This window comes from Macellibacteroides fermentans, assembly GCF_013409575.1.
Classification (GTDB): domain Bacteria; phylum Bacteroidota; class Bacteroidia; order Bacteroidales; family Tannerellaceae; genus Macellibacteroides; species Macellibacteroides fermentans.
The window spans coordinates 360,116-375,402 of record NZ_JACCCY010000002.1 but is presented as its reverse complement, the minus strand read 5'-3'; the positions used below and the strand labels follow the sequence as shown (position 1 = coordinate 375,402).

Here is a 15,287-nt window from a genome sequence, read left to right as displayed (position 1 = left end):
TTAACCCCATTCGGGATAACTAATCTTTCTTGCCTCTCCACTAAAGCATTTATAAAGAGAAGCTGTAGTCTGGGAAATCGCGATCATTAAAGGACTCCGTTTTCCATTAATCATTACATCTAAAACAGGAATAGAAAGCAATTTCATTTTTATTTCGGGTGTAAGTGTTTCACTTTTCAAATCCTTCTCTGACAATCCAACAATTAATTTATCAACAAAAGGGCGATAGGGCTCCATAATATCATCGGCTAAACAATAAGCGTTGTACTTATTGTGGTGATGAATGCCAAGAGTTGGCAAAAGGCCACTACTCACTAAAGATCTGGCTACTATGGCACGTAATATAGCATACCCGTAATTCAGTAAGGAGTTGGGAGCAATTCCTTCTCGATGTCGAGTAAAATCAGGAATATGAGTAAATAGATTTGCCCAATAATAAACCGCTGCTCTCGCTTCATAATTATCCGGATCTCCACTTTTTACATCATTAGCCCATATTCTCATATTTTTAACTATCACCTTTCTCTTTTCTTCCAAAAGAGAAGCTTGGTTCTCAATTTTAGACTTGATTGTTTGTTGCCAAAGTTGTTTTTTAAGAGGAATCGAGGCATCTATTTGTTCTCTGAATCGCTCACTTTGCGTTGTATTTCCACACAAAGGCAACATTAGTCCAACCGGAAGATGTGAAGAGTCACATGTTATTATTGCACAATTATTATCGAGAAGCATTTCTAATAGTCCATGGGTAATCGTGATTTGTTGATGGTCCAATATAATTACACCAATATCTTCTATAGGAATGGTACGTTCCGATTCCTTTTTAAAGAAATCGGAAACCGTATCATTCTTTTCTATTTCGGGCAATCGTAATACTAGCTGAGAATTACGAAGACTTAAATAGGCCGGATTTCCAAAGTACAATGTCTTCTTAATCATATCTTTAAAATATTACCTAATCGATCTACTTTAATTTTAATACAATATTGTTTAATAGGTCTATTTTCGTTTATTGAAAATTCCACCTTATTCAGTAATGAATACTCCTTTTTATCAACTATAGTTGTTGCAACAAATGCTTGTATAGCGTATAATCTGTTACCTGTGAAACTTACTATTTTATAAATATTCAAGATACATTTTAAATTTTTCTCAATCTCAACAATACGCCCCTCTTCTTCTATTGAAGGTACATATACTAAATCTCCAGGAGAAAGCCAGAACAACAAGCGATCATTATTTGCATTCTTTTCAGGAACAGGAATTAAACCTTGTTCTTGTCTTTCTGCCACTTCATATAATGGTATAGTTTGATAACTTCTAACGCCATCTTCCGATGAATAGATAGCAAAGAAGAGATTAGTACCTTTAGCTGCTTCAACAAATTTCTTTTTTTTATTTCCTTTTTGTCCCACAGCAAATTTGTTACCAAGAGTTTCGTAGGTTCTTACTTTTTTGATTGGCTTATGAAACTTGCCATTATTTAATTCTCTAATATTGGCATTTAAAATATCTAACCCATCTGGTGAAAATGCAAGTTCCGGATGCTCAATAATTTTATTTTCCTTTATCTCATTATAGGAAGACAGGTGTTTTAATAAAATCTTTTGAATGCCTGTGTCTGTAATAGATTCAATTTTGGTAGAATTAAAAGTATCATCAAGTGTAACGCGAGAAGCAGCGCAATCGTTATCAAAGGAGTAGACATTAACCTTCGACACATCCAAACCGTTGTGTTTATTATCCCTATCTTTAAAATACTTGATAATATTTTTACTACCGTTTTCCCCATATTTAGAATAAAGAAGGCCGATCTCTTTCCTTAATGTTTTATCAACAATATTTGCCCAATCATCAATAGCTAGGCTAAGTCGTACCGTTTTAATTTTACGTAAAGATACTGCTGCCGATACTGTGTCCTTATGCATTGGTTTTCTTATGGCCCAGCTCTCTCCTTTTGATTGTTTTACAATTTCTTTTTTCCCATGGACAAAACACTCATACCTATTAGTTGCTTTATTTACGACTCGTAAATTTTGTTTAAAACTAACTATAATAGATTGTAGAACTTCATGAGCGTCTTGCGTAAATGTAGGCCAAGGCTTATAAAACTCTTTCGCAACCTCGATCTTATTCGTAGTAGTAACACCATCCTTTAGCTCCTGTTTTTCCAAAATCTCTATACGTCTTAGCTTTCTTCTTAAATCGTACCGTTTTTCTTTCGACTTTGAATGAGCAGATTCATTATTCAAATAGTTTACATGACTCCGGGTTGCACATGCAATAACAATCGCATCCATTGCATGATGCCTGTGGTCAATTCTCTTTTTGTTGAAACCTTTCTGTAATTCTAAAGGCATCTCAATCTGAAAAACTTTTTTCCCCTGTTTATTTTCCCATTGTCCAAATTTATCACTGTTTGTTAGCTGATTTAATCTTTCAAAACGTGGGTAAATAATTGTATTCCAAATATCATTCAGACCCCAATCTCTTTTTAATTTATCTGTTATTGCTCCCGTACATACAATTACATTTTTAGAAATAGCCTCATCCTCATCTTTTTCTCTTACCACACTCGACAATAATTTCTTTATTTCACGACTAATATATCTACTATCATTTAATTGCCTTTCTATGAAAGAATCTGGAATTGTATCCATCAAAAGCTTTTTCTTTTTCGCTACAGAACCCACATAATGTGATTGGACAAACTCGGTATATGAATCTGCAGTAAACAGCTTTACTTTTTTCCCTAAACCAATCTCTATTATTTTGCCTTCATTTTGCTTAATATATTCGTATGCCAACAGATTATCTTTGTCTTTATTCACTGCCGACTCGCAAATTACCTTATTAGAAAATGAGTCATCAAAATAACGGGATTGTGGAATAATATGTTCTATTTCATATTCTGAAGTAAAAAGACGTGCCAAAGGAATAACCTGTCCTGTATAAGGTGAACGATATTTTTGCTCAAGCCAACATTTATATCTAACAAGATCTGACGATGACGGTAGCGCCATTTTTGATATTTTACTTCACTAGTGTCCCATTAAAAATAGGACGTTATTTATAATTAAATAAATTTGGCCCATTTGGTCCAAATCGTTCTTTGTCATTTTGAAATTTAGTTTTATCAAAGAGGTCTCGAAGAAGAGTTTTATCAGTCAATGAAATGCTTAATATTTGAAGAACTTCGTATGTACTTCTATCCAGTTGCATATCGTGTTGAACGATTGCCACCAGGCAGTATGTACATATGGCTGAATAGATTTGAACCCGGACAGCGTTTTCGGTAGTACCCCAAAACTTCTTGATTTTGAGGTGCTGCTTCAGCCATTTGAAGAACAACTCTACTTGCCAGCGGTTCTTGTAAAGTTCAGCCACCTGAAGAGCAGAAATGTGCATCGCATTGGTTAGAAATACAAACTCTCGTTTTTGTTCTTCATCCCAGTATCTTACAAGCCGGAACTGCTCGGGATAGTATTGCTTGGGATAAAAACCAATCAATTCGATTGTCACATCTGAAAGTACATTCTTGGGGAGTCTGCGTTTCCATTTGATGGATTTGTATTGCAGGTTTTTCTTTGCCCTGACAACGAAGAATGCGTCAATCTGATGAACCTTATACAACATCTTAAAATTGTTATAAGCCCGGTCAAAGATGTAGTAAGAACCAGATTCATAAGGGATTTCTTTCATTGTCTTTGAATCGTGTACTGCCGCTTCAGTGATATGAATGAATGCAGGTATCTGTGTTTCCACATCGTATAGTGTATGTACTTTGATACCACCTTTTTTCTTGCGGAATTTTGCCCACCAGAATACGGCCAGGCACAAATCAATGGTTGTCGAATCGAAGGCATAGATGTTCCCTCCAAGTTTAAAGATTTCCGTGGCTCGCTTTTGTCTTGCTTCGTTTATCAGGTAGTAGGCATACTCTTCAAAGATGTGATAGTCTCTATCTTGATTGGCTCTTGACAGAGATGATCTTGATACATTCCTTCCTATTCCTAAATGATAACATTTAGAGTGATGGGCATCAAGAGCGATAATCAAATCTCTCAAACTTTCACGATTGGAGAGTTGCCCGAACATCAAAGAAAGTAGTTGATTCCAGCAAGTGAAATGCTTGATGTAACGATTCCCTTGGAACTTGTTGACAATACGTCGGAATTTATCTTCATTCAGAAATGAGATCAACTGGGCAAACACATATTTCTCTTTATTCATTGCAGCCTTTATTATGGGCTGCAAAGTTATCAATTGAAATCGTCGCGCTCGAAAAACCTCTATAACTAACTAAATTTCAAATATTTCAAAGAACTATTTTAGATTTTAATGGGACAGCAATGATTTTACTTATTGTGTCATAATCCGGATCTTCCTTTGTTAGCATATTTAAGACTCCTTCTTCATAAATCTTAAGGATTTCATGTTGTGACGGAGAATATGGTCTTACGCCTTCAATGTCTTTCTGATTGGCAAGCTCTGCTAAAAGTGCTTTTATTCGTAAATTCGTATTTTCATTTTCTACATTTTGGTTTGTCATCCTGATACGTTTATCGGCAGGATTCTTCATTTCCCTTCCCAACTCTATATGAATTTCACTAAAAGAGCCATAGGTTTTCCACAAGTCTTTTACAACCTTTAATGTCTCAACAACAACAACCTCTACTATCGGATTTCGAAGTCCGTGTTGTTTGAATACATGTTTTAAGTAATAATCAATATCTTCAGGAGTTTCCCATTTCATAACATCACCAGATTCCGAATGGCGATCGTATACAATATAGCTGGCAAGCCATAGAGGTAAACCCTGAAAATCATTTATTTCATTAAACTTTAAAGCTTTATCCCTTGTTCTTGTTTTTATTGATTCGTCGCATTCGCCGTCAATCAGCTTTTGGATTCGACCCTTTGTTGATTCTGCTATTTCGTTTTCTGACCAGCGACTTCCCATACGCATCAGTTGAAGTAATTTCTTAATTGCTTTTGCAGAATAAGATCCATATTCCTTTTTGAAGGGAGGAATATTTATGAACTGTTCGACAAAAGCTACCGTTTGCTCTTCACTCAATTCTTTTTTTGTCGCAAAAGACGTTAGTGCTTTTTCTATTTCCAATTTATCTTCTACAGAATAAAGAATATGCCATAATGATTCTAATGTATCATTATCTAAAAATTCGGATGGAATATTTCCTGCTTTATTTAGTTTTGTCTTCAATAAAGCACGGGTCTCATTACAAGGATATGATTTATTTTCTACATAATTCCAGCGATACTTATCTATATTCTTCTTTAAATCAAATGCCGGATATTTTAGCAAAGCCTTTTGATCAATCTCCTTGTGTTCATTTAACCAATCAAAAAGAATAACATAATCATTCTGGGTAGGGAGAAACTCTGTAGTTACATCTTGGTCAAACATCAGCTTATCTCCTACTATTTTTTCACGTTCGATAATTCGTAGATTTTTAATAAACTGCCAAAGTCTGAATTCCTGAAACAATGGATGTGATTTAGCAATACATTTAATAGGTGCATAAGCTAATTCTTTTGTAATTGGATCCAGAAAGTAACGTCTTTCGAATGAACAATTTTCAATCAGTGATTTTTTGCTCTTAAGAGGCCTTTGATAAAAAATAACATCCTCTGTTATAAATCGTGTAAAGTCATAATTTGATAAAGAGAGTCTTCGTGATTCATTACTTCTATATAATTCTTCTACGCATTTATTGTAAAGAGTTTTATCTTTTAACTCCGGATGAAATTCTTTTTGCTTATTCAGAATTGCAATAAGTTCTGATTTATAAAATTTACGTTCTATTGTACGGATTAATCCTCCTTTAATTTTTTGATCCGGGCTACTCAAAAGCGTATCGTATATATAAGTACCAACAGTCTTTCCACTTTTAACTAAATCAGACTCCGTTTTCTTTTTGAGTAAAGTCCAGTCATTTTCTGCAGGAGCCCTAAATTTTCTTTTCTCTTTGCCTTCTTTATCTTTTAAAGCATTTCCATTTTCGTCTACATCCGTTGTAACAATAAACTCCTTAGTTTTACCTTCCCAATCTAAAGGTATTTTACTTGTACGCCTGTAAATCCATCCATTTTCTAATAGAACATTATACCACACTTCTCCTTTTTTCCCGGCAGATGAGCTATCTGCTTCGACCCGAATTACTTTTAGGGCAAAATACTCCTCTTTTTTACCCTCCTTGAGTGTTTCATCTTCTTCACCTCTAAGTTGGTAGTAACCTCTTTTATTGTTAAATTGGAGAATAATCCACCCTAACTCTTCTTTGGATATAGCTCTATCCAATGCTTTTTTCCTTAAATAGTATATAGTCCAATCGTAAGGCACTTTTTTATTATTGAGTACCAATTCTGGTTGTTTGTCCTGGAAATCCTTCAGCATTTCGTTAAAAGATTCTTTAAATATAAATTGGAACTTTCCATCTTCATCTACCATGTAAGCATATTTAGGCTCCTCTTCTCCAATAAACTTTCCTAATCTATTTACAAAATCTATCTTTTCGGCATAATGGGGAGGAAGATAGTTCATAGTATTTAATAGACGATGGATACGTTCTCTTCTCAACAATGAACGTTCAAGCAATCTTCTTACACCACGCAACCTGGTTCTTTCTGAAGTTTGGGTTTGTGTTATTCCATTATTGAAATTTTTCATGGTTTCTGCATCCATAGGAATGATGCGGCTTCCAGCATTAATAATTTTTTCATAAGATCCTTGCTCATCTTTCTGCACAACAGCCCATCCAATACTGTTTGTTCCTAAATCAAGTCCTAAAATTTTATTCATGGTTTTCAATTTAATTCTACAAAATAATAGTGTCAATTGTAAAACTAATCAATAGAATTAATTTTACAAATTATTTCCATATTTATTTGTAAATTAAATAATAAACATTATTTTTGCTGCATACAATTTAAGCTAATCACAATAAGGATTATTCCGTTGTGTTTACAACTAAGGCGGGGCAACTCGCCTTTGTTGTGTATCAAATTCTCAATAAGTTTGCGAAAATATCCTTCACTTCCTTCACTTGCAAACTCATCCAACTAGATTACAGATAGTTATCCTAAATATTAAAATAAATATCCTTCACTTTTCTACTAATATCCTTCACTTTATGTTTCACTTTACAAATTATCTTTCACTTTTGATCCATTATTCACGTAATAGATCAATTGCAACAACCTAATTTATAGTCATATTCCTTGTTACCTTTAACCATTATATAAACGAAGATTAATTACGAACAATACGAATAACTAATCGTTGGACCTGGGTCAATCTTTCGTTGGACCATGGTCTACTTATTGTTGGACCATGGTTGAGATATCGTTGAACCATGGTCCAACGATTAGATATTATAAGTCAAAATGATACGTCTTCGCTGTATTTGGATTACTTTCCTTTTGTGTTGGGGATAAATGCTGTTATAGTAATTGTAATTTACACCATCCTAATTAGGAAATGATTGGTCTTAAACGCTCATTCTTTATTCTTGTATTCAATTGTATATCAACACCATAATGGATTTAAAACATTTAAAGAGTCGATTTTAGCGGCATGATAGATGAAAGATAAAATGATAGATGATTTAGGCATCTGTCATTTTTTAACACACTGATAAACTGATTATTAAGCTCTATAAATGATGGATGACAGAGTGTGCTGTGAAAACATTGCAGGCGGCAATGTTTGTAACTGTGAAAGAGATGAGGGCAGGCCCCTCGTAACCGTCTTACAGGAGATGGTTACAAACCAGTGTATGCTGCTTTGTTTAAGAGACAAGGTGGTGAGCGATACACCAAAAGGCGATATAAATCGTCAGGTAACTGTACAAGAGATGACCGCAAGGGAACTATTGATGAAGCATCGAAAACTGTTCAGACGATGTCAGAACCGGGGCTTTTCTGTCAGACCCGGGATAAATCCGGAAGGAACCTGTTTACGGTCCGGGTGGCATCCGGTGCAAAGATAGCATGACTTGTACAGAGGCTTTTTCACGGAACGCAGGAACCTGCGCCGGGATGTGAAGGGAGAAGTTCAAGCAGAAGCCCTGCAAGAACCAGCGTACCGAGGACCGGAGGCAGGGGCGGACTGTTCCGTAGTAGCGATGAAGTTTCTGTAATGGAAATGGAGCCAAGGGAACAGCTTATTCAAGCGTAGTAAATGTACAACTATTAAAACAGGAGGATGCAAATGAAAGACGCAAAGTCGCATGAGATTTCTAAGTTTTTAATCATGGAGGCCTTCAAACGAGTCAAGGCAAACCATGGAAGTGCGGGTATTGACGGCGTATCGATTGAGCAGTTTGAGAAAAATCTCAAAGACAATCTCTACAAAATCTGGAACCGCATGAGTTCGGGAAGCTACTTCCCTCCATCGGTCAAACTGGTAGAAATACCTAAACCCAATGGAGATAAACGTCCGTTAGGTATACCTACGGTAGGAGACAGGATTGCTCAAATGGCAGCAGTGATGATACTGGAGCCACAGATTGAACCCTGTTTTCACGAGGATTCTTATGCCTACCGGCCCAACCGCTCTGCTCACGATGCCATCGCCAAAGCACGCGAGCGGTGCTGGAAGTACAACTGGGTATTGGATATGGACATCAGCAAGTTCTTCGATTCTATTGACCATGAACTGTTGATTAAAGCAGTCAAACTTCATACCGATTGTGTATGGGTGCTGCTTTACATCGAACGGTGGCTCAAAGTTCCCTACGAACTGCAGGATGGCAGTAAAATCGACCGGGACAAAGGGGTCCCGCAAGGGTCCGTAATTGGACCTGTGCTGGCCAATTTGTTCCTGCATTATGCCTTCGACAAGTGGATGAGCAGGTATTATCCGCACATTCCCTTCGAAAGGTATGCAGACGACACCATCTGTCACTGCGCCACCCAATCCCAGGCCGAAGCACTGAAAGTAGCTGTTCAACAACGGTTTGCTCAATGTAAACTGATGTTGAACGATGACAAAACAAAGATTGTGTACTGTAAAGACAGCCGCAGAAAGGGAGAGTTTGATACAATCTCTTTCGATTTCCTTGGCTACACCTTCCGACCCCGGAAGGCAAAAGGCAGAAATGGCATCAACTTTACAGGCTTTCTGCCGGCAATCAGCAACAAGGCCTGCAACCGCATCCGTGAAAAGATGCGCAGCTGGAAAACAAGGAAACAACTGTTTCTATCGCTGGAAACCCTGGCGAAAAGCATCAATCCGGTGCTTCGGGGATGGATTACTTATTATGGTAAATTTTATCCTACCCGACTCAAAATCCTGTTAGATGAAGTAAACAGACATCTGGCCAGATGGGTTACAGCCAAGTTCAAGCGCTTCAAGGGGAAACCCTATCGGGCTTACTACTGGCTGGGAAACATCTCCCGGAAAGAGTCTAAACTCTTTTACCACTGGCAGTGGGGAGTGACTCCAACAGCTAACAGTAAATGGTAATCTTATAAGACTGAATAAGAAGAGCCGTGTGACGGGAGACTGTCACGCACGGTTCTGTGAGAGGCTTGAGCTGAAATGCTCAGGCCTACTCGACTGTTTTCGCTATTTTTTAAGTTTATGACCCGTCCTGAAAAATGTTGAGGACTTTCAACTTTAAAACTCATAATAAATGATCCACAAAGTATATACTTTTTCACAAAAATGTACCGACTAATCTTTTTAATAATCGCTTGAGAAAAATTAGAATACAGGAATATGTGTATTTGAATCCTTGTAATGACGGATTGGAGCTTTATAGGGGATCCGGGATTATATCCATATAGGATCTCTTGCCATCGATATAATCTGCATAAAGCATCTCTTCATTACGGCCTCTATAAATAACAGTTCAAAAGTGGTTCTTCGTCAAATTTGGTGCAGGTTATCCTAAGTTGGAAAGCACGACCTTTCGTCTTAACAGTTCAAATCCAGCCCTGCCATACATCTCTCTTTTCTTGTTTTTTAATCTGTTTACATGACCCTCCACAACTCCATTACTCCAAGGGTATTTAATGGCGTTTTTTACTGCTTCCAAATCATGAATAATGCCATTTATAAAACTTTTAATCCTCCGTATTTGGGTCGACTTATACTTCTCGAGCCATTGGTCTAATCTAAGTTCATCTTTACTGTTCAAAACCTCTCTAAAAGTGTTGTATACCTCTCTCATGCTTTTTAATAACATAGAGGAGTTAATAATATCCTCTGCCAGTATGTGAGACTTGCTACACTCGCCTGTTTCCTTTGAAACACCCCATTCACTATTTGTTAAATGTATAGCAAGTCTGTTGGGTGACATTCCGCTAAATCGAGTTTCTTCATAAACTATCGGAGAGGTATTTAATGCTACTGGTAATCTTTTCTTATTCTGATATTCCGGGAAGTGCCTGTTGAACCACTGATAAAAAGATGTTTGATTACCCTTGAATCCCTGTTTTTTCAGAGACACAAATATATTTCTTACATTTAACCCCTGATTACAACACTCCTTAATCAGATCCATAAAATCTCCATAATTATTATAATAGATGGTTGCTCGTGGCAACAACTCTTCCATTTCAAAATAATATCTTACAGTATTACGGCTAATGTTTAAAGCCTTGGCAATTGCTCTTTGAGAGTAGTTGTTGTTTTTAAGCTCATGAATCCTGTTAAACAACTCCTGTTTTCTATGGTTAACACTATTGGTGTGTTTGTTATATTGTGAATCGCTGGTATTTTCGTTATCTCCACTACTTAAGCAGATGTTTTTTTTTTTGCTTTTATAAAGACTCTTCCTGTGAGCCAACCAACTATTTTTAATGGTTTTATACTCCATTCGTATTTCATGTGCTATGTGATCTCCCAGATTTTTCACTAAATGAAACCTGTCTGCTATTTGTGACGCCTTGGATGCCCCAGACTTTATAGCATTAGAGTAGCTGCTTGATCGATCCCTGGTTACATACAGTATGGAGTTATGTCTTATAAGCCAATCTGCAACCTCCTCCTTGTCTCTACTCTTTAGTAGTTCTACGGGACGGTGATTAATCGCATTTACAATAATAGTACCATACGATTTGCCTTTCCTGTATGCCCAGTCATCTATGCCTATGGTAGTTAGTTCCTGAAAATGGGGCATTTCTATAGACTTAACGATTCTAAGACAGGTAGAACTGCTCTGCTTTATTGATAGGAGCTCACTTATATACTCACCTTTACGAGAAGAGACCTCAATGAGCAGTTTTTGCAAAAAGTGACTTGTGCGATCTGTCAGTCGTGAGTGTTTCCGCGTTAAGGGCAGATGTTGCTCAGAGAAAACTGTTTGAGTGCAATTACTGTAACGGCATCTAAACTTTCTGACTTTCAGTATAATTTTAACAGCTCTGCCAACTACAGCTAGATCTGTTAATTTGCGCATATAGGATGAATGGACACTTTTACTCCTTTTACCGCAACAGATACATTTTGCTGTCTTGTCTTTAAGACGGGCAGATAGAAGAATCAAATTATCACTTATAACGGAATCATAGAATACAACACCTGGGATTCCAAAAATAGCTTGGAGCGAATGTTTGTTTATAAAAAAGTTATTATCTTTGGGTTGGCTAGTGTTGTCAATCATCTTTAAATCCTTTAGTGTCAGACCTTTAAAGATAATAAAAATAATTCTATTATACTAGCTTTTTGTTATTTATTTGCCTGTATATCAACACAATAAGTCAATTATACTGGTTGTTTAAGAACCGTTATTTTGCACCAAATTTGACGAAGAACCCATATGCGCCGGAATGGCTGTATAAATCAAATCTTTTTGATCCTATTTGACTTTCCTTTTCCTTCTGGACCGGGTGCATATGCTCCGGATTATCTAATCAGGAGTAGGGCTAATTTTGCTTTCATATTAATAAGGTTTTAATTGATCTTTTTGTACAGCAAAATTGAGATTAATCCATTATATATGTCTGTAAATATCACGCAGAAATTAGCATAAAGCACACATTAACGTTTAAATAATTAGCACAATTAGTGCATTTGTTTGTGGTATCATATTGATTATGTGTGTTTTGTATGTGCTAATTGGCTGTTGGCTTTTGGCTTTTAGCTGTTGGCTAATAGCTAAAAGCTAATTGCTAAACATGTATCTTCTGAAATTGCGATGGGGAAATTCCAAATTCTTTTTTGAATATGCGTGAAAAATAATTGGCATCATAAAATCCACATTCATGAGCAACTTCCGACATAGGGAGAGAAGTCTCCTGAAGCATCTTCTTTGCCTTGTTTAGCTTCACATGCAAAATATAAGACAATGTTGACTTGCCCGTTATACCATTCATTTTTCGATTGAGCTGCGATGTGCTCACCGACATTCTCTCAGCAAGATAGGCTGTGTTTAGATCAGGGTTTTGAATTTCAGTAAGAATAATACCTGTTATGGTATGTAGATATTTGAGATTTGCTTCACTCTCTGCTCTATTAACAGTGTCGGTTGTTATGTTATTGGCAGACTCCATAAATTTTTCAATCAGCGTTTTGCGACTTTCCAGTATATTATGGATAGTAATGAACAGCTCCTCTGTATCAAATGGTTTCTTAATATATGCCTCGGCACCGCATCTCAAGCCCTTTATACGGTCTTCGTCGCTACTCTTTGCCGTAAGCATAATTATTGGAATATGATTGAGCATAATGTTATCTTTCATTTCGCAACACAACTGTGTGCCATCCATCACGGGCATCATCACGTCTGTAACCACTAAGTCGGGAATATGATTTTTTGCTAACTCAAGACCCTCTTGGCCATTTCTGGCAACTAAGACTCTGTATTTATCGCTTAGGATAGTTTTTATATATGTGCTCACATCCTTGTTATCCTCAACAATCAAGATTATGGGTTGCTCTTTTGTAATATCTTCTTCGTTGTCATCAGTTTCTAAGTCGGTATCTATGGCTCCAACTCTTTGTTTAAGCTTTAAAAGTGAAAAAGAGCTCTTTTGTTCAAGAAGTGGCTCAATATTTGTTAGTCTGTTGTTCTTTATAGGTAAAGTCACAATAAAAGATGAGCCTATGCCCAATTCACTGTCAACCTCAATTTCTCCTTTCATCTTTTCCACCATCATCTTTGTAAATGCCAATCCAATGCCACTACCTGATTCGCTTTGACTATTTTCGCTTTGATAAAACATTTCAAATATACGTTTCAAGTCACTTTTAGGTATTCCATCACCAGTATCCATAATTTTAATTTTGATGGTTCCAGAGCGTTGTCCTTCGACAACTATAAAGTCTATTTTATCTCCCTCTTTTGTATGTTTTATAGCATTTGATAAAAGATTGCCAATAATTTTATCGATATAGAAAGGAATGAAATCCATTTCTTGTGACTCTATCACAGAATAAAAAATAAGGTTTACATCTTTCTCTTTTGCAAAAAGCTTAAATGTTTCGGCCGACATTCTAAGATACGAAATTATGTCGCCACGTTTCCAGTTGGGAGCCTCTTTTCCCGATTTAAGTTTGGCAATATCAAGAAGTTGGTTTACGAGATTAAGCAAATAATTACTTTGTCTGTCTATGGCTGATCTATAAACATGCTTTTCTTTTTCGGATAAGTGTTTGCTGCTCATTAATAGGTCATTAAAACCCTTTATAACGGTTAGTGGAGTTCTAAATTCGTGTGTGATATTTGTGAAAAAAACGCTTCTGGTTTGCTCCAATTGTTTTAACGCTTTGTTGCTCCTGACGCGCTGTCGATATGCATAATATAGTAGTGCTGTGATGATAATTCCTACAAGCGACAGAGCCAAGGTGAAATATAATGTCAAATGCGTCGACCGTTGTTTGGATTTATTCTCCGCCTCAATTCTCTGAATGTTCCTAATGTTTTTGTTTTGCTCGTAACTTAGGCGCACGTCTATAAACCTATTAGTTTTTTGCAATCCCTGCACGCTGTCTCGCATGAGTGATTGCAATTGATAGTGCTCAAGAGCTTTTTTGAAATCTTGTGTGCTCACATCAAAGTCGTGCTTAAGCAAATATATTTCGGCCAAATGTTCTGGCGATTTTATTTCATTTGCTGTTTGCTCTGCAAGACTGATATAGTGTTCGAATTCAGAAATATTATTGTCTAACAAATTAATTCTGGCAATTGAGATACATGCTTCCAACCAGTGCCATCTGTCGGATATTTGATGCATGAGGTCGTATGCCTGAATATACTCATCTTTCGCTTTTTCATATTTTTGCTCTCTTTCATAAAGCTTGCCTAAATGAATAAGGCATAGTCCAATTCCCATGTCCGATTTGGCTATTCGATTATGCTCCAATGATTTATTATAATAGGCATGTGCTGAGTCTAACTGTCCCCGCTCTTCAAAAATTGCTCCAATATTGGCATAGTTAATGGCCTGACCTATATTGCTTTTCAGCTTCAGCTCATCTTCCAACGCCATTCTGAAATATTTTTCAGCATGGTCATAATATCCAAGTGTCAGGCTCACGTTTCCGATTCCATTTAGAGAAACAACTCTGTTTTTCATTCCAACTCCCGGCACATGTGCTTGTGAATATGCTTCAGCATAATCCAATGCTTGATAATGATAATCTGATGCTTCGCCATGCGAGCCGATCCGTCGGAAGTCTGTTCCCAGATTATTGTATGCCTGCACTATTTCGATGGTATCATTGAGCTTCATAGCAAGTGCCAACTCTTCCTGATGATTATTTATTGCTTCGGTGAAACGCGAGTTTTCACGCATAAATACACCTAACTGCTTATAAACCAGCATTACAGCAAAATCGTTCTCCTCATCAATATATTGTTTCAGCAAAAGTTTCAGAGAATCTTCACTGTATCTGTTTCTGTATAAAACGGCGGAAATCTCTTTTCGATTTGCTTCCGCTTGCTGCAACTGTTTTTGAGCATCTGAGCAATCGCAGAAAAAACCAATTATCAGCAACACAACAAGTATAGCAAGTGAGGTTGGTGCTTTATATCTATTAATCCTAATTTTCATAGCAAACAAACAGGTATTTGGTCTTGTTTTTTCTCTGTATTGAAATATTTTAGGGAGTAGTAAACCAGGTAAATAGTTTTTCCTCCTTTTCTCAAAGATATTGTTTACTTGCGCGTTTATTCTATTCATGAACAGATTATTACTTTTTCATTTAAAATTCCATCCATATATTACATTTGTAAATTCAATTAGTAAATGCAACTTTGACGGCAGGATAGTATAGATTATTTTTTCAGAGCCAGGGAGGAAAGACTCCCCCCCCC

Annotated in this window: 7 protein-coding genes and 1 pseudogene; 2 read left to right on the top strand and 6 right to left on the bottom strand. The window is 36.6% G+C overall.

Annotated features, from left to right (window positions below; translation table 11 throughout):
• The 4 genes and pseudogenes from cas1 to cas9 (F5613_RS06635) form a co-directional block, all read right to left on the bottom strand.
• Complete coding sequence (gene cas1 / locus F5613_RS06650) at positions 1 to 936, bottom strand: type II CRISPR-associated endonuclease Cas1 (RefSeq protein ID WP_179399180.1); 936 nt, start codon at positions 934 to 936, stop codon at positions 1 to 3.
• Positions 933 to 3,020 (bottom strand): annotated as a pseudogene (gene cas9 / locus F5613_RS06645) (type II CRISPR RNA-guided endonuclease Cas9); the annotation flags it as partial. The gene cas1 and the pseudogene cas9 (F5613_RS06645), both read right to left, overlap by 4 nt.
• A 43-nt stretch (positions 3,021 to 3,063) precedes the next feature.
• A complete protein-coding gene (locus tag F5613_RS06640) occupies positions 3,064 to 4,230 on the bottom strand; it encodes an IS4 family transposase (RefSeq protein ID WP_179398356.1) in 1,167 nt (388 codons plus the stop codon).
• Positions 4,231 to 4,315: 85 nt separating this feature from the next.
• The gene (gene cas9, locus F5613_RS06635; RefSeq protein ID WP_179399178.1) at positions 4,316 to 6,823 is read right to left on the bottom strand and encodes a type II CRISPR RNA-guided endonuclease Cas9; all 2,508 of its coding nucleotides are present in this window, start codon (positions 6,821 to 6,823) and stop codon (positions 4,316 to 4,318) included.
• A gap of 859 nt (positions 6,824 to 7,682) precedes the next feature.
• Here cas9 (F5613_RS06635) and F5613_RS06630 point away from each other — a divergent pair.
• Positions 7,683 to 8,012, top strand: a complete 330-nt coding sequence (locus F5613_RS06630; protein ID WP_179399177.1) for a hypothetical protein — start codon at positions 7,683 to 7,685, stop codon at positions 8,010 to 8,012.
• 221 nt (positions 8,013 to 8,233) lie between these two features.
• Complete coding sequence (ltrA, locus tag F5613_RS06625) at positions 8,234 to 9,490, top strand: group II intron reverse transcriptase/maturase (protein WP_179399176.1); 1,257 nt, start codon at positions 8,234 to 8,236, stop codon at positions 9,488 to 9,490.
• Between the two features lie 421 nt (positions 9,491 to 9,911).
• On the opposite strand, the gene F5613_RS06620 is transcribed toward ltrA, so the two are convergent.
• A complete protein-coding gene (locus F5613_RS06620; protein ID WP_179399175.1) occupies positions 9,912 to 11,633 on the bottom strand; it encodes an ISL3 family transposase in 1,722 nt (573 codons plus the stop codon).
• A gap of 508 nt (positions 11,634 to 12,141) precedes the next feature.
• A complete protein-coding gene (locus F5613_RS06615; protein WP_218858891.1) occupies positions 12,142 to 15,153 on the bottom strand; it encodes a response regulator in 3,012 nt (1,003 codons plus the stop codon).
• Positions 15,154 to 15,287: the final 134 nt, after the last annotated feature.

Excerpts from the sequence above, each read along its gene's own strand:
- cas9 (WP_179399178.1), bottom strand. The coding sequence starts at position 6,823 with ATGAATAAAATTTTAGGACTTGATTTAGGAACAAACAGTATTGGATGG.
- F5613_RS06630 (WP_179399177.1), top strand. The coding sequence starts at position 7,683 with ATGATGGATGACAGAGTGTGCTGTGAAAACATTGCAGGCGGCAATGTT.
- ltrA (WP_179399176.1), top strand. The coding sequence starts at position 8,234 with ATGAAAGACGCAAAGTCGCATGAGATTTCTAAGTTTTTAATCATGGAG.
- F5613_RS06640 (WP_179398356.1), bottom strand. The coding sequence starts at position 4,230 with ATGAATAAAGAGAAATATGTGTTTGCCCAGTTGATCTCATTTCTGAAT.
- F5613_RS06620 (WP_179399175.1), bottom strand. The coding sequence starts at position 11,633 with ATGATTGACAACACTAGCCAACCCAAAGATAATAACTTTTTTATAAAC.
- cas1 (WP_179399180.1), bottom strand. The coding sequence starts at position 936 with ATGATTAAGAAGACATTGTACTTTGGAAATCCGGCCTATTTAAGTCTT.
- F5613_RS06615 (WP_218858891.1), bottom strand. The coding sequence starts at position 15,153 with ATGAATAGAATAAACGCGCAAGTAAACAATATCTTTGAGAAAAGGAGG.